The organism is Pseudomonas sp. MF08831 (assembly GCF_059862645.1).
In genome coordinates this window covers 507017-522631 of sequence record NZ_JCBCUX010000003.1, presented here as the reverse complement: position 1 = coordinate 522631, position 15615 = coordinate 507017, and the positions used below count along the sequence as shown (strand labels likewise).

Annotated in this window: 15 protein-coding genes; 5 read left to right on the top strand and 10 right to left on the bottom strand. The window is 62.3% G+C overall.

The annotated features are described in order from the left end of the window. Positions 1-68: 68 nt before the first annotated feature. A complete protein-coding gene (locus AC19YS_RS08585) occupies positions 69-518 on the top strand; it encodes an anti-virulence regulator CigR family protein (protein ID WP_106575999.1) in 450 nt (149 codons plus the stop codon). A gap of 223 nt (positions 519-741) precedes the next feature. Here AC19YS_RS08585 and AC19YS_RS08580 read toward each other — a convergent pair whose 3' ends face one another. The 6 genes from AC19YS_RS08580 to AC19YS_RS08555 all read right to left on the bottom strand — a co-directional run bounded on the left by AC19YS_RS08580 (position 742) and on the right by AC19YS_RS08555 (position 6426). Beyond that, on the bottom strand, positions 742-2052 hold the full coding sequence (locus AC19YS_RS08580; protein WP_500601460.1) for an MFS transporter: 1311 nt from the start codon (positions 2050-2052) through the stop codon (positions 742-744). A 112-nt stretch (positions 2053-2164) separates the two neighbouring features. Further along, a complete protein-coding gene (dgoD, locus tag AC19YS_RS08575; protein WP_017137927.1) occupies positions 2165-3313 on the bottom strand; it encodes a galactonate dehydratase in 1149 nt (382 codons plus the stop codon). 61 nt (positions 3314-3374) lie between these two features. Then, positions 3375-3995: a 2-dehydro-3-deoxy-6-phosphogalactonate aldolase gene (locus AC19YS_RS08570; RefSeq protein ID WP_472526085.1), complete on the bottom strand. Its 621-nt coding sequence runs from the start codon at positions 3993-3995 to the stop codon at positions 3375-3377. 1 nt (position 3996) lies between these two features. Next, complete coding sequence (locus tag AC19YS_RS08565) at positions 3997-4956, bottom strand: 2-dehydro-3-deoxygalactonokinase (RefSeq protein ID WP_448193334.1); 960 nt, start codon at positions 4954-4956, stop codon at positions 3997-3999. Between the two features lie 162 nt (positions 4957-5118). After that, positions 5119-5445 carry a DOPA 4,5-dioxygenase family protein gene (locus AC19YS_RS08560; protein ID WP_106575995.1) on the bottom strand — a complete coding sequence of 109 codons (327 nt, stop codon included), beginning with the start codon at positions 5443-5445 and terminating at the stop codon, positions 5119-5121. 30 nt (positions 5446-5475) lie between these two features. Continuing rightward, positions 5476-6426, bottom strand: a complete 951-nt coding sequence (locus tag AC19YS_RS08555; protein ID WP_106575994.1) for a choline sulfate utilization transcriptional regulator — start codon at positions 6424-6426, stop codon at positions 5476-5478. A gap of 103 nt (positions 6427-6529) precedes the next feature. Between AC19YS_RS08555 and betC the strand changes: the two genes are divergently transcribed. From betC to AC19YS_RS08540, 3 genes are all read left to right on the top strand, one after another. After that, positions 6530-8044, top strand: coding sequence for a choline-sulfatase (gene betC, locus AC19YS_RS08550; RefSeq protein WP_200624166.1), 1515 nt, complete (start codon positions 6530-6532; stop codon positions 8042-8044). Between the two features lie 18 nt (positions 8045-8062). After that, positions 8063-8977: a choline ABC transporter substrate-binding protein gene (choX, locus tag AC19YS_RS08545; protein WP_124416082.1), complete on the top strand. Its 915-nt coding sequence runs from the start codon at positions 8063-8065 to the stop codon at positions 8975-8977. Between the two features lie 173 nt (positions 8978-9150). Further along, on the top strand, positions 9151-10719 hold the full coding sequence (locus AC19YS_RS08540; protein WP_500601456.1) for a SulP family inorganic anion transporter: 1569 nt from the start codon (positions 9151-9153) through the stop codon (positions 10717-10719). Positions 10720-10845: 126 nt separating this feature from the next. Here AC19YS_RS08540 and aroE read toward each other — a convergent pair whose 3' ends face one another. After that, positions 10846-11670 carry a shikimate dehydrogenase gene (gene aroE, locus AC19YS_RS08535; RefSeq protein ID WP_200624164.1) on the bottom strand — a complete coding sequence of 275 codons (825 nt, stop codon included), beginning with the start codon at positions 11668-11670 and terminating at the stop codon, positions 10846-10848. After that, on the bottom strand, positions 11670-12602 hold the full coding sequence (gene hemF / locus AC19YS_RS08530; protein WP_119741272.1) for an oxygen-dependent coproporphyrinogen oxidase: 933 nt from the start codon (positions 12600-12602) through the stop codon (positions 11670-11672). Before hemF ends, aroE begins: the two co-directional genes overlap by 1 nt. Before the next feature lie 176 nt (positions 12603-12778). Here hemF and AC19YS_RS08525 point away from each other — a divergent pair, with 176 nt between their 5' ends. Continuing rightward, on the top strand, positions 12779-13756 hold the full coding sequence (locus AC19YS_RS08525; protein ID WP_106575989.1) for an NADPH:quinone reductase: 978 nt from the start codon (positions 12779-12781) through the stop codon (positions 13754-13756). A gap of 132 nt (positions 13757-13888) precedes the next feature. On the opposite strand, the gene tsaC is transcribed toward AC19YS_RS08525, so the two are convergent. Both tsaC and dprA read right to left on the bottom strand, forming a co-directional pair. After that, a complete protein-coding gene (gene tsaC / locus AC19YS_RS08520; protein ID WP_106575988.1) occupies positions 13889-14446 on the bottom strand; it encodes an L-threonylcarbamoyladenylate synthase type 1 TsaC in 558 nt (185 codons plus the stop codon). Between the two features lie 54 nt (positions 14447-14500). Next, positions 14501-15595 carry a DNA-processing protein DprA gene (dprA, locus tag AC19YS_RS08515; RefSeq protein WP_119741270.1) on the bottom strand — a complete coding sequence of 365 codons (1095 nt, stop codon included), beginning with the start codon at positions 15593-15595 and terminating at the stop codon, positions 14501-14503. Between the last annotated feature and the right edge of the window lie 20 nt (positions 15596-15615).

Genomic DNA, 15615 nt, shown 5'->3' with positions numbered 1-15615 from the left:
AAGACCAAGGGATTTCGAACCCGGTTCGAAATCCCTTTTTTGTTCGTGCAGTACTGAGGAAACACCCCATGAAAATGCCTAAACGCTTGATCGCTGGTCTCGGCGTGCTGATGCTCGGCGCGAGTGCCTTGGTGCAGGCCGCGCCGCCCGACCAACGGGGCGATGACAATGGCCCTGGCCGTGGTGGTCCGCAAGGCCAGCACGAGCAACGCGGCGATGACCACCGTGGCCCGCAGGACAACCGTCGCGGCCCGCCTCAGGACTTCGGCCCGGTACGGCAGATCATCCACGACAACCACGGCCAGTTCGCCCGTGGCGCACCGCCGCCACCGAATGTACGCCTGGTCCGCGGCCAGCCACTGCCACGCGGCTACTACGGCGAACGCCTGGACAACCGCGCCCTGGCACGCCTGCCGGTTTACCAGGGTTATGAATGGCGCCGTTCCGGCCCGGACGTGGTCTTGATCGCAGTCGGCACCGGCATCGTCTACGAGATTCTGGACGGCGTACTCAACTAATCCCTCGCACTACCCTGTGGTGAGCGGGCTTGTCGTGGCGACGGAGCTTGGCGTGGTGAGCGGGCTTGCCCCGCGTTGGGGTGCGAAGCGCCCCCGGAACCGGATAACGCAGTTTCCCTGAAAGACCGCAGTAGCCTTGATGGGGCTGCTGCGCAGCCCAACGCGGGGCAAGCCCGCTCGCCACAGCAAGCCCGTTCGGCACAGGAGGCCCGCTCGCGACAGGCTATTGCTTCAGTTCTATACGTTCGACTTTGCCTACAAGCAACACATAGGACAGCGCGCCCAATAATGCCAGCACCGCAATGTAGGTAATCGCCGGCGCAAACGAATCACCACTGGCCAAAAAGCCAATCACAATCGGCGTAGTAATCGCCGACAAGTTACCGATGAAGTTAAACACTCCTCCGGTCAACCCCAGCAGCCGCGCCGGCGCCAAGGTCGACACCAGCGACCAGGTAATCGACGCCAAACCGTTCCCAAAGAACGCCACCGCCAGAAACGCAATCACCCACGCCGTCGAATCCACATAGTTGGCGCCAATGATCGCGGTGGAAATCAACAGCCCACCAATAATCGGCAACTTGCGCGCAAAGCCTACCGACGTGCCGCGGCGAATCAGCCAGTCAGAAAACAGCCCCGAACACAGCACACCCACAAACGCCGCCAGAAAGGGCAGCGACGCCAGCAAGCCCGACTTGATGAAGTCCATGCCGCGATATTTCACCAGGTAGGTCGGGAACCACGTCAGAAAAAACCACAACGTGGAGTTCAGGCAGAACTGCCCCAGGTAGATGCCCCACAGTTTGCGCTTGCTCAGTACGATCCCAAGATCGACCCAACTGAATGGCGCCTTGACCGCCTTGGTCTGCATATCCACCAGCCCGCCGCCTTCGCGGATCAGCTCGATTTCAGCCGCATTGGCGCCTTTGAAGTCCTTCGGCTCGCGGTACACCGCGTACCAGATCAGCGCCCACACAATGCCCACGCCACCGGTGGCGACAAACACCATGTGCCAGCCGAACGCGTGTTGCAGCCAGGCCAGTACCGGCGTGAGAAACGCCAGCCCGACAAACTGGCCGGAGGTGTAAACGCCAATGGCCGTGGCACGCTCGCGTTCGGGAAACCAGGTGGTGACCACGCGACTGTTGATCGGATAGGCCGGCGCTTCCAGCGCGCCGACCGCCATGCGCAGCACAAACAGCGCGATAAAGCTGGCGGCAAAACCGAGCATCACGGTGGCAATCGACCACAGCAGCAAGGCCACGGTGTAGAGAATGCGGGGCGGCACACGGTCCACCAGCCAGCCGCCGGGGATCTGCATGGCGGCGTAGGTCCAGCCGAACGCCGAGAAGATCAGCCCGACATGCACCGGGTCGATGCCCAGCTCGCTGGTCAGCGCCGGGGCGGCAATCGACAGGTTGCTGCGGTCGAGGTAGTTGATCACCACGGTGATAAACAGCAGCACCATGATGAAGAAACGCTTTCTGCTGGGCGTGACGAGAGAAGCCTGCCCGGTGAAGGATTCAGGGTGCATGGGGGGTTGCCTCTTCTTATGTTTATTGAGGACAGGTCTTACTGAGTAAACCGGGATGTGGGAGGGGGCAAGCCCCCTCGCACATTTTGTGTCCGATTTCGTCAGGGGTTGATCACCACTCGGCAAAGCTGCCGTCGGCATGCCGCCAGATCGGGTTGCGCCAGCGGTGGCCGATAGCCGCGCGCTCGATCACGTATTCCTCGTTGATCTCGATACCCAGGCCTGGCCCGTTGGGGATTTTCACAAAGCCTTTGTCATAGTCGAACACGCCCGGGTCACGCACATAGTCGAGCAGGTCGTTGCTCTCGTTGTAGTGGATGCCCAGGCTTTGTTCCTGGATAAACGCGTTGTAGCAAACCGCGTCCAATTGCAGGCAGGCCGCCAGGGCGATCGGGCCGAGCGGGCAGTGCAGGGCCAGGGCCACGTCGTAGGCTTCGGCCATGTTGGCGATCTTGCGGGTTTCGGTAATGCCGCCGGCGTGGGAGGCGTCCGGCTGGATGATGTCGACGTAACCTTCGCTGAGCACGCGCTTGAAGTCCCAGCGCGAGAACAGGCGCTCGCCCAAGGCAATCGGCGTGCTGGTCAGCGGCGCCAGTTCTTTGAGCGCTTCGTAGTTTTCGCTGAGCACCGGTTCTTCGATAAACATCAGTTTGTAAGGGTCGAGTTCTTTCATCAGCACCTTGGCCATGGGCTTGTGCACGCGGCCATGGAAGTCGACGCCAATGCCGACGTTCGGGCCCACCGCATCGCGCACGGCGGCAACGTTAGCCAGGGCCAGGTCGACTTTTTCGAAACTGTCGACAAACTGCAGCTCCTCGGTGCCGTTCATTTTCACGGCAGTGAAGCCACGGGCCACGGCCTCTTTGGCGGCACGCGCGGTATCGGCGGGGCGGTCGCCGCCGATCCATGAATACACGCGAATCTTGTCGCGCACCTGGCCGCCCAACAGGTCGCTGACCGACACGCCGAGCGCCTTGCCCTTGATGTCCCACAGCGCCTGGTCGATACCGGCGAGAGCGCTCATGTGCACGGCACCGCCTCGGTAGAAGCCGCCGCGATAGAGCACCGTCCAGATGTCTTCGATATTGCGTGGGTCTTTGCCGATCAAGTAGTCGGAAAGTTCTTCGACAGCCGCCGCCACAGTGTGCGCGCGGCCCTCGACCACAGGTTCACCCCAGCCGGTCACGCCCTGGTCGGTTTCGACCTTTAGGAAGCACCAGCGCGGCGGGACGATGAAGGTGGTCAGTTTGGTGATTTTCATCTTCTTATCTCTCTTGTCGATGCAGCGCCGAGGGCGCAAAACGTGCGTTCTTTTCAGGGCATCAATTCAGCGCATTCCAGGCGGCGACATACGCCTGGGCACTGCTCGCCACTTGACCCACAGACATGCCCGGCTTGAACAACCCGGACCCCAGGCCGAAGCCCTTGGCGCCTGCGTCGAAATACACCTGCATGTTGTCCGGGGTCACGCCGCCGACCGGCAGCAGCAATGTGCCGGCCGGCAATACCGCCAGCCACGCCTTGATTACTGCCGGGCCCATTTGCTCGGCCGGGAACAGCTTCAGCACGTCGGCGCCCTCGGCCAACGCAGCGAAGGCTTCGGTGGGCGTGGCCACACCCGGCGACAGATACAAGCCCGCCGCTTTCGCGGCGCGTAGCACCTTGGCATCACTGTGGGGCATGACGATCACTTGGCCACCTGCGGCTTTGACCTGCTCGACCTGCTCGGGCGTCAACACGGTGCCCGCGCCGATCAGGCAATCGGCGGGCAGGCTGTCGCGCAGCGTGCGGATGCTGGTGTAAGGGTCCGGCGAATTGAGCGGAACTTCGATCACGCGAAAGCCGGCCTGGTAGAGCACTTGGCCGATTGCTTCAGCTTCGTCCGGCCGTACACCGCGCAGGATTGCGATCAAACCGTTGTGTGCGAGTGCTTGCTTGAGCATGTCAGGCCTCCAGGGCCGGTTGAGTGAGCCCGGCCGCCACGGCCAATTGCCACAGGCCGCGTTCGGTGGCGGCTTGCGCCAGGCTGACGTGGGCGAAGCCGCAGAGGGCGAGGGCGCGCTGATAACGGGCGCAGAGCGCTGCGGTGCCGACCAGGACGATGGGCTTGTGTTTTGCAGGGGCCGGTAAACCGGCAAGTTCATGCCCGATCAGCAGGCCGGACAGGTAATCCGGTTGCTGGTCGGGAGCCAATTCGGCGGTCAGCCCGAGTGTGCGGGCGCTGAACAATGTCGAGAGCACGCCACGCTGGCCGTCGTTGGAGAGTGCCACCTGCACGCCGCGATCAAAGGCCTCGGCCTGGAAGTGGTCGGAGGTTTTTTGCGTACGGCCGAGAATGCTGTGCTGGCTCAGCACGGCAAACAGTTCGCCGGTCATGAAGGTGTCAAAGTGTGTGATGCAGCCATCCACCACCTCGACCCATTTGGAATGGCTGCCCGGCAGGCCGATCAATACCTCAGCCGCGAGGCCTTGCAGCACGCCCAGCACCTGGGTTTCTTCGCCGCGCATCACATTGGGCAAGCCCACCTGTTCGATCACGCCGGGCACGATATGCACCGTCACCCCGCGCAGGCTGCGCACGCTGTGCAGCGCCTGGCCGAGGCTCGCGACATCGACCGGCGTGTTGCGATACGCCGCTTCACTCCAGCCCTGGGCACTGCCGACCATGCCGCAGGCGATCACCGGCAAGTCGGGCTGGGCGTCGAGCCAGTCGCCGCAGGCCGCGTCAAACGCCAACTCGAAGCCATCACTGCAACGCACGCCGGCAATGTCCCGGGGTTCGCTGGGCAGGTGCATGATGCCGAACGCCAGTGCGCGCTGGTCGAGCACCTTGCCGGCCGGGCCGAGTTTATAAGCACGAAGGGAGCTGGTCCCCCAGTCGAGCGCGATCAATTGCGCCTGCATCGCTTCACCTGAAATGAGTGGGTGCTGAAAAAAGCAGATGGGCGAATATAAACCTATGACTGGCGATATCTCAATATATAAATAACAGTCCCATATAGTGGGTTAAATCATAAAAAATCCCATCGCCTCTGCCCAAGGGGATGGGATTTTTATACGCACTGGTTAAAAAATAGACAGGTCCAGCTCGCGCATCGCGCCCATCCAGATCGCGTAATCGGTGTGATCCTTCAGGTCATCGCCGGTATCAGGGTGCAGGAACACCACCAGCCCCTCGCGATGCAAAGCCAGCCATGGCAACACCACACCGATGTATTCCGGCTCGAACGCCAGCTGGCAACTCCAGTCCGGGTGCGGGCCCACCGGGCGTTCGTGCACGCGGCCCATGCGCAACGGAAACAGCTTGGCCGCGTCCTCGCAGAGCTGGCGCGCCTGGTCGATGGTGCTGGCGTCGAAGTAGATATGAGCGTGGTAGCCCTTGATACGTTGCATGGCGAAATCCGGATCCAATATGCGCCGATCCTAGACCGCAATCGACGGCAGGGCCAGCCCGGTCAGCGACTGTGCGCTGCGGGCTTGCTCGGCCACCAGCCAGTCGACAAAGCGTTCGACCAACTGCCCCCGGCGTTTGCGCTGGGGCTGGACCACGTAATAACCGAAGCGTGAGATCACCGTGTCGCTGATCGGCCGACACAGCCAGTTCTGCTCCAGCAGGTTATCCACCAAGTGGCGCCAGCCAATGGCCACGCCCTGGCCGGCAATCGCGGCCTGGATCAACAGGGTGTAGTTGTCGAAGCGCAGTTGGCCGGGTGTGGGCGCGGTGGTAATGCCCAGCTCGCGAAACACGCCGCTCCAGTCGAACCACTGGCTGTTGTTTTCCTGGCGCAGGTGCAGCAGCGGACAGTCCTGCAGCGTCTGCACGGTCAGCGGCGTGGTCTGGTCCTTGAGCCATTGCGGGCTGCACACCGGGAACACTTCCTCGTTGAACAGCCAGAGGCTGTCGCCCTGTTTGAAACGTCCATCGCCGAACAATACCGCCACGTCGATATCGCTGCGCAAGGTGGCGTGGTTGCGCTCGCTGGTGACCAGGCTCACGTCCACCTGCGGGTTGGCCTGGTGAAAGCGGTGCAGGCGCGGCATCAGCCAATAGGCGGCGAAGGCGAAGTCGGTGGCCACTTGCAGCACTTCATGCTGGTCTTGCTGGGTGATCGCGCTCAGGCCTTGGTTGATGGCCTGCAAACCGCCCTGCGCATGCTCAAACAGCAGCGCACCCGCGTCGGTCAGCTCGATGCCACGGTAGATGCGATCAAACAAACGCAGCCCAAGCTGTTCTTCGAGGCGTTTGATCTGCTGGCTGATGGCCGGCTGGGTGGTGCCCAGTTCCACGGCGGCAGCGGTAAAGCTGCGGTGGCGTGCCGCCGCCTCGAATGCACGCAGCAGGTCGAGGGAAAGGTCGCCAAGGGCTTCATACATAAGCTGTGCTTATCCTAGACATTGCTTTTCATGGGCTTTACCCCATTTTCCATGGGCCGCATGCTCATTCGCATAAACATCGCCTATGGAATGCCGAAGACTCATGAAGCGCAAGAACATTCTTTTCATCATGGCCGATCAAATGGCCGCGCCGCTGCTTCCGTTCTACGGACCTTCCCCGATCAAACTGCCAAACCTGAGCCGCCTCGCCGAACAGGGCGTGGTGTTCGACGCCGCCTATTGCAACAGCCCGCTGTGCGCGCCATCGCGGTTCACGCTGGTCAGCGGCCAGTTGCCGAGCAAGATCGGCGCCTACGACAACGCGGCAGATTTCCCTGGCGATGTGCCGACCTATGCCCACTACCTGCGCCGCCTCGGCTACCGCACCGCGCTGTCGGGCAAGATGCACTTCTGCGGCCCTGACCAGTTGCACGGCTATGAAGAACGCCTGACCAGCGACATTTACCCCGCCGACTATGGCTGGGCGGTGAACTGGGATGAGCCGGACGTGCGCCCCACCTGGTATCACAACATGGCATCGGTGCTGCAAGCCGGCCCGTGCGTGCGCACCAACCAGCTGGATTTCGACGAAGAGGTGGTGTTCAAGGCCCAGCAGTACCTGTTCGACCATATCCGCAATGAGGGTGACCAGCCGTTCTGCCTGACCGTGTCGATGACTCACCCACACGACCCGTACACCATTCCCAAGGCGTTTTGGGACCTGTACGACGATGCCGACATCCCATTGCCTACGACGCCGGCCCAGGCCGACCTCGACCCGCATTCGCAGCGCCTGCTCAAGGTCTACGACCTGTGGGACAAGCCGCTGCCGCTGAACAAGATCCGTGATGCGCGCCGCGCCTATTTTGGCGCGTGCAGCTACATCGACAGCAACGTCGGCAAACTCCTGCAAACCCTGGAAGACACCGGCCTTGCCGATGACACGATCATCATCTTCTCCGGCGACCACGGCGACATGCTCGGCGAGCGCGGCCTCTGGTACAAAATGCACTGGTTTGAAATGGCCGCCCGCGTGCCGCTGCTGGTCAGTGCGCCTGGGCAATTCGCGGCGGGCCGCGTAACCAAAGCGGTTTCCACGGCCGACCTGTTGCCGACGTTGGTGGAACTGGCCGGCGGCGAGCTGGACCCACGCTTGCCGCTGGACGGACGCTCGCTGGTCCCGCACTTGCAGGGGCAGGGCGGGCACGACGAAGTGTTTGGCGAATACATGGCCGAAGGCACCATCAGCCCGCTGATGATGATTCGCCGTGGCGCGTACAAGTTCATCTACAGCGAGGACGATCCTTGTCTACTGTTCGATGTGCACAACGACCCGCACGAGCGGGAAAACCTCAGCCAGTCACCGGAACACCGGCCACTGTTCGAGGCGTTTTTGAGTGAGGCGCGGGCCAAATGGGACATCCCGGCGATCCACCAGCAGGTGCTCGCCAGCCAACGCCGTCGCCGCCTGGTGTTCGAGGCGCTGACCCAAGGCAAGCTGAAGAGCTGGGATCACCAGCCACTGGTGGACGCCAGTCAGCAATACATGCGCAACCACATCGACCTCGACGACCTGGAGCGCGAGGCACGTTACCCACAACCCTGCCAACACCCATAAATAGACAGAGGGAAGGTCATGCAAAAGTTGACTGTAGTGCTGGGCATGTTGGTGCTCAGTAGCGCCAATGCGTACGCGGACACTGGCTGCGACACGGTGAAGATGGCCGATCCAGGCTGGAGCGATATCGCCGCCACCAATGCCATCACCGGTTTTCTGTTGAACGGCATGGGCTACAAGGCCAAGGTCGACACCCTGGCGGTGCCGATCACTTTTGGCGGGCTCAAGGACGGCCAGGTGGATGTGTTCCTGGGCAATTGGATGCCGGCGCAGCAGGGCTTCTATGACAAGTTCGTGGCCAATGGCGATGTGGTGCAACTGGCAAAAAACCTCGACGGCACCGAGTTCACCCTCGCGGTGCCGGACTACGTGTGGGACGCCGGGGTGCATGACTTTGCCGACCTGAACAAGTTTGCCGACAAGTTCGACAAGAAGATCTACGGCATCGGCTCCGGCGCGCCGGCCAATATCTCGCTGCAGGACATCATCAAGAAGAACGACTTCGACCTCGGCCAGTGGAAGCTGATCGAGTCGAGTGAGCAGGCGATGCTGGCCGAAGTGTCGCGGGCGGTTAAAAAACAGAAATTCGTGACCTTCCTCGGCTGGACGCCGCACCCGATGAACGTGCAGTTGAAAATGCATTACCTCAAGGGTGGCGAGAAGTACTTCGGTGACACCGGCAGCGTTTATACCTTGACCCGCAAGGGCTATGCACAAGCCTGCCCGAATGTCGGAAAACTGCTGACCAACCTGAGTTTCACCCAGGAAATGGAGAACAGCATCATGGCGGAGGTGGTGAATAAAAAAGTCAGCAACGCTGATGCGGCGAAGGCGTGGATCAAGGCCAATCCAGCGGTGCTGGATAAGTGGCTCGATGGCGTAAAAACCGTGGACGGCCAGGATGCGTTGGCGGCAGTCAAAGCCAAGCTCTAACCCCCCGACATCGATCCTTTTGGGAACTGGCTTTTGTGGGAGCTGGCTTGCCCGCGATGCAGACAACTCGGTCTGTCAGTTAGACAGAGGTGATGCTATCGCAGGCAAGCCAGCTCCCACGGGGGGCTGTGTGTGCTGATACCCTGATGCAAACCTTTCGAACCGAGCCTTTCATGCCCCGGCCCAACCGACACACTCTCTTGCCCTTCCTCGCCTGGCTCCCGCGCCAAACCCGCGCCAGCGTCGGCCGGGACGCGATGGTTGGCTTAAGCGGTGCCGTGCTCGCGCTGCCGCAGTCGATTGCCTACGCGCTGATCGCCGGTCTCCCACCCGAATACGGCTTGTACGCCGCCATCGTCCCGGTACTGATCGCCTGCCTGTGGGGTTCCTCCTGGCACCTGATCTGCGGGCCTACCGCCGCCATCTCCATCGTGCTCTACGCCAGCGTCAGCCCCTTGGCCGTGCCAGGGTCGAAGGACTACATCACGCTGATCCTGCTGCTGACCGTCCTTGCCGGCGTTTTCCAGTGGCTGCTGGGTCTGCTGCGCTTTGGCGCGCTGGTCAATTTCGTCTCTCATTCGGTGGTGCTGGGGTTCACCCTCGGCGCGGCCGTAGTGATCGCCTTGGGGCAGTTGCCCAACCTGCTGGGGTTGGACCTGCCCAGCCAAGCCACAGCGATCAAGAGTTTGCTGGCGCTCATCGATCACGCCGGCGAATGGGACCACGCCTCCCTCGCCTTGGGCCTGGGCACTTTGCTGGTGGGCGCGCTGCTCAAATACCGGGTGCCGCGCTGGCCAACACTGTTGATCGCCCTGGCCTTGGGCAGCCTGGCGGCGTGGTTGTGGCCGTCGATGTTCGGGCATGTGGCGCGGGTCAGTTCGTTTGTGGGCACCCTGCCGCCGTTCAGCCCATTGTCGATGGACCTGGACATGCTCCTGCGCCTGCTGCCGAGCGCGGTGGCGGTGGGCATGCTCGGGCTGGTGACCAGTTTGTCGATTGCGCGCTCGCTGTCGGCACGTTCGCAGCAATTGCTCGACGCCAATCAGGAAGTCCGCGCGCAGGGCTTATCCAATATCGTCGGCGGATTTTTCTCTGGCTACTTGTCGGCCGGTTCCTTTACACGCTCCGGCCTCAGTTACGAGGCGGGCGCTTGCTCACCGTTGGCAGGCGTGTTTTCCGCCGGCTGGGTGGCGTTGTTTGCCGTATTTGGGGTGGCGTTGATCGCGCACATACCAATCCCCAGCATGGCCGCGAGCATCCTGCTGATTTGCTGGGGCCTGGTGGATCACCGCGGCATCCGCGCGCTGTTTCGCGTGAGCCGCGCAGAATTTGTGGTGATGAGCCTGACGTGCGTTGCCACCTTGCTGCTGGAGCTGCAAACGGCGATTTACGCCGGGGTGCTGGCGTCGCTGTTCTTCTACCTCAAACGCACCTCGCAACCGCGTGTTCAGCAGTGGCGCGACGGTGACGAAGACGTGTTGCGGGTCGGCGGTTCGATCTTTTTTGGCGCCAGCCATTACCTGCAAGTGCGCCTGCAAAGCCTGCAGGGCGAGCGGGTGGTGATCGAAGCGCAGCAGATCAACTTTATCGACTATTCCGGGGTGGAGATGCTGCACCAGGAAGCGCGTCGATTGACGGGGTTGGGGCGTAGCCTGACGTTGCGCAGGGCCAGGCCGCAGGTGGTGGAAGAGCTGAAAAAACTCGAAGGGGCCGATAAATGCCCCATCCATTTCGAAGACTGAATGCGGTTAAACAATGTGGGGGCTGGCTTGCCTGCGATAGCGGTGGATCAGCCAGCACATCTGTATCTGTTACACCGCCATCGCAGGCAAGCCAGCTCCCACATTAGACCGTGTTCACTTTTAGATTTATGCCGCAGCCAATTGCCGGCGCAACTCAGCCAACACCGGCGCCGAATCCGGGCGCACACCGCGCCACAGGAAGAACGCTTCCGCCGCCTGCTCCACGAGCATGCCCAGGCCATCCATCGCCACTGCTGCGCCATGCTCTGTCGCCCAACGGCAGAACGCGGTGGGTTCCTTGGCGTACATCATGTCGTAGCAAAAGGTCTTGCCCGGCTCGATCAGGCTGCTGGCAATCGGCGGTACATCGCCTGACAGGCTCGCGGACGTGGCATTGATGATCAGGTCCACCGGCTCACGCAGCCAGTCGAAACCGCTGGCCGACACAGGGCCCAGATCGTCAAACAGCTCGGCGAGCAACTCGGCCTTTTCCACTGTGCGGTTGGCGATGATCAGCGCGGCAGGCTGCTCGGCCAGCAGGGGCTCCAACGCCCCACGCACCGCGCCGCCAGCACCGAGCAACAGGATGCGTTTGCCTTGCAGGTTCAACCCGGCATTCACCTTCAGGTCGCGCACCAGGCCGGCGCCGTCGGTGTTGTCACCCAGCAGGGTGCCGTCGGCCAGCTTGCTCAGGGTGTTCACCGCGCCGGCGCGCTGGGCACGCTCAGTCAGGCTGTTGGCCAAGCGGTAGGCGTCTTCCTTGAATGGCACCGTGACATTGGCGCCACGGCCTTGCTGAAAAAACTCACGGGCACAGCCGGTGAAATCCTCCAAAGGCGCGAGCAAGGTGCTGTAGTCCAGTTGCTCGCCGGTCTGCTCGGCGAACATGCGATGAATCAACGGCGACTTGCTGTGGCCGATAGGGTTGCCGAACACCACATAACGGTCCATCAGACAGCCGCCTTGGGCGCGGCGAGGCCGAGCCAGTCGCGGTCTTGCAGGAAGTAATCGGTGAGACGCGCCTCTTCGCTACCGGCCTCGGCCTTCCAGTCATAGCTCCAGCGCACTTGCGGTGGCAGCGACATCAGGATCGACTCGGTGCGCCCGCCCGACTGCAGGCCGAACAGGGTGCCACGGTCGTAGACCAGGTTGAATTCGACGTAGCGTCCTCGGCGGAACTCCTGGAACTGGCGCTGCTGTTCGGTGTAAGCCATGGCCTTGCGGCGCTGCACGATCGGCAGGTAGGCGTCGATATACGCATTGCCGATGGCGCGGATGAAGGCGAAGCAGGTGTCGAAGTCCCACTCGTTCAGATCGTCGAAGAACAGGCCGCCGATGCCGCGCGGTTCGTTGCGGTGCTTGATATGGAAATACGTATCGCACCAGGCTTTGTAGCGCGAGTACACGTCCGGCCCGAACCGCGCACAGGCCTGCTCGGCAACGCGGTGCCAGTGGATGCAGTCTTCCTCGTTGCCGTAGTAGGGCGTGAGGTCGAAGCCGCCCCCGAACCACCACACCGGTTCTTCGCCTTCTTTTTCGGCGATGAAAAAGCGCACATTGGCGTGGGACGTCGGCACATGCGGGTTGTGCGGGTGGATCACCAACGACACGCCCAAGGCTTCAAACCCGCGACCGGCCAGCTCGGGGCGATGCGCGCTGGCGGACGGTGGGAGACCGCTGCCGAACACGTGGGAAAAGTTAACGCCGCCTTTTTCGATGACCGTACCGTTTTCGATCACACGGGTGCGACCGCCGCCACCGGCAGGCCGGGTCCAGGCGTCTTCGATAAAGCGAGTGTCCGTCTCGAAGGTTTCCAGGGCGCTGCAAATGCGGTCTTGCAGGTCGAGCAGGTAGGCTTTAACAGCCTCGGTGCGGGTAGTCATGGCATCACCTTGAATCGGGCAAAGCTACGCGAGGCCATGCGGCGTCGGCGGCAAATGGGCGCACAGGATACCACTGCGATTACGTGGCACTGCACTTAGGTGCGCCGCAGTTGACGAAGATCAAGCATAGGAGTGGGATAGAGGGCTACGCGAATTCGACCTCAGGAGAAGTGCAGATGGCCAAACGTATCCAGTTCAGCGCCCATGGCGGCCCCGAAGTGCTTGAGTATGTGGACTACACGCCGGCAGAACCTGGCCCGCAGCAGGTTCGTGTGCGCAACGAGGCCATCGGCCTGAACTTCATCGACACCTACTTCCGCAGCGGCCTTTACGCGCCGCCGGCCCTGCCCTCGGGCCTGGGCGCAGAGGGCGCCGGTGTGGTCGATGCCGTGGGCAGCGAGGTTACGCAATTCAAAGTCGGCGACCGCGTGGCCTACGGCAGCGGCCCGCTGGGCGCCTACAGCGAATTACATGTACTGCCCGCCGCCAACCTGGTGCACCTGCCGGACGGGATCAGCTTCGAACAGGCTGCCGGTGCGATGCTCAAAGGCCTGACCGTGCAGTACCTGCTGCGTCAAACCTACGAATTGAAGGGCGGCGAAACCATTCTGTTCCACGCCGCCGCCGGTGGTGTGGGCTCGCTGGCCTGCCAATGGGCCAAAGCCCTGGGCGTGAAGCTCATCGGTACGGTGAGCTCGCCGGAAAAAGCCGCCTTGGCCAAATCCCTCGGCGCCTGGGAAACGATCGACTACAGCAAGGAAAACGTCGCACAACGCGTACTGGAATTGACCGACGGCAAAAAAGTCCCGGTGGTGTACGACGGCGTCGGCAAGGACACCTGGCTGACCTCGCTGGACAGCGTGGCGCCACGTGGGCTGGTGGTGAGTTTTGGTAATGCATCGGGCGCGGTGGATGGGGTGAACCTGGGCATTCTGGCGGCCAAGGGCTCGCTGTATGTCACCCGGCCGACCTTGGCGACTTACGCCAGCAACCCGAAAGACTTGCAGGCGATGGCGGATGATTTGTTCTCGATGATCAAGAGCGGCAAGGTGCGCATTGACATCAACCAGCGGTTTTCGCTGGCGGACGCGGCGAAAGCGCAGACTGAGCTGTCGGGGCGGCGGACTACCGGGTCGACCATTTTGTTGCCGTGAGGCGATAGATCGCTGGGGTCAGTAATGGCCTCATCGCGGGCAAGCCCGGCTCCCACACTTTGATCGCATTCCAACTGAAGGAACGCGACCGAATGTGGGAGCGGGCTTGCCCGCGATGGCCGCACCGGGCTCTCAGGAAGGCCGCACCACCTCACCCGTCGCCAAATCGCGAATCAGGCTCGGGTTCTTGCGCCCACCCAGAGCGCCGCCCAATACCCGATCTACCTGGCCACGGAAGTATTGCTCCACGCGAAGCCGCGTGCGCGCAGCCGGGCGCCCTTGCGGGTTAGCCGAGGTGGAAATCAGCGGCCCGACCAGCGAGCACAAATCCCGCACCAGCGGATGATCAGTCACCCGCAACGCCACCGTGTCATGCACACCCGTTACCCACTCAGGCAGCAAGTCCTGATGGGGCACCAGCCAGGTATTGGGCCCAGGCCAGGTGCTGGCCATGCGCTCGATCCAGGTGTCCGGGAAGTCTTCAAAGAGAAAATCGAACTGGCGAATATTGTCCGCCACCAGGATCAGGCCCTTGTCCACCGACCGATTCTTGATCGCCAGCAGCCGGTCCACCGCTTCTTCGTTCCACGGATCGCAGCCAAGGCCCCAGACCGCTTCGGTCGGGTAGGCAATCACCGCGCCTGCGCGAATTTCCCGTGCGGTTTCCAGCACACGCCACCTGTTGACCATTACTCACTCTCCGGACTAAAGCTCTGCGCAGTTTACCGATCTTCTTTACAAAACCTAGCAGCGCGCAAGCCAGCGCCCGCTTTCGCAGATCACCTGGCCTTCGAGCTCAAGCTCGGTGAGGGTAGCCAGCACCTGGGACAATGGCCGCCCGCTGGCAAGGGCCAAGCCCTCGCTGGTGTGAGGCGCGGCATGCAGCAGCGCCACCAGCGGATGCGTGACCGGCACGGGCGCCGGCCGGGACAGCGCCTGCCAGCCACGTAACCCTTCCAGAATGTGCTCGATGGATTCCACCAGCGTCGCGCCATCGCGGATCAATTGGTGGCAGCCCTTGGCGCCGGGGTGATGGATGGAACCCGGGATCGCATACACCTCGCGCCCTTGCTCGGCCGCCAGCCGCGCGGTGATCAGCGAGCCACTGGCCATGCTGGCTTCCACCACCAGCACGCCCAGCGACAGGCCACTGATGATCCGGTTGCGCCGGGGGAAGTTGCCAGCCTGTGGCGAGGCGTCCAACGGAAACTCGGAAACCACCGCGCTGCCCTGGGCAATCATCGTGGCTGCGAGCTGCCGGTGGCGCTGTGGATAAAAGTTTTCAAGCCCGGTGCCGAGCACGCCGATTGTCTGGCCGCCGACATCCAGCGCTGCCTGGTGAGCCGCGCCGTCTATGCCCAACGCAAGACCACTGGTGATGACAAAACCGGCGCTCGCCAAGCTGCGGGAAAAGGCCGCTGCGGTGTCCATGCCGGGTCGCGACGCACGGCGACTGCCGACCATGGCCAACTGCGGTTTTTCCAGGATTTTGGGGTCACCGGCGACGAACAATAGCGGCGGGGCATCGTCGATCTGGGCGAGGAGTGCCGGGTACTCAGGTTGGTCCCACATCAGCAAATGCTGGGCCGGCTGCTCCAACCACGCCAATGCTTCACTGGCACCGTCGCGTATTTCAGGGCTGCGGCGGGCATCGGCGCTCACGGCCGGCAACCCGAGGGAACGCCATGCACTGGCAGGGGCGCTGATGGCTTTTGAGGCAGAGCCGAAGGCTTCGAGCAACACACGAAAACGCTTGGAACCCAGTTCTGGCAGCCTGTGCAAGCGTAGTCGAGCTTCCAGTTCTGACGGGGAAATTTCGCTGCTGTTTATCGGATACATTTGATCATCCTTGACCGGAA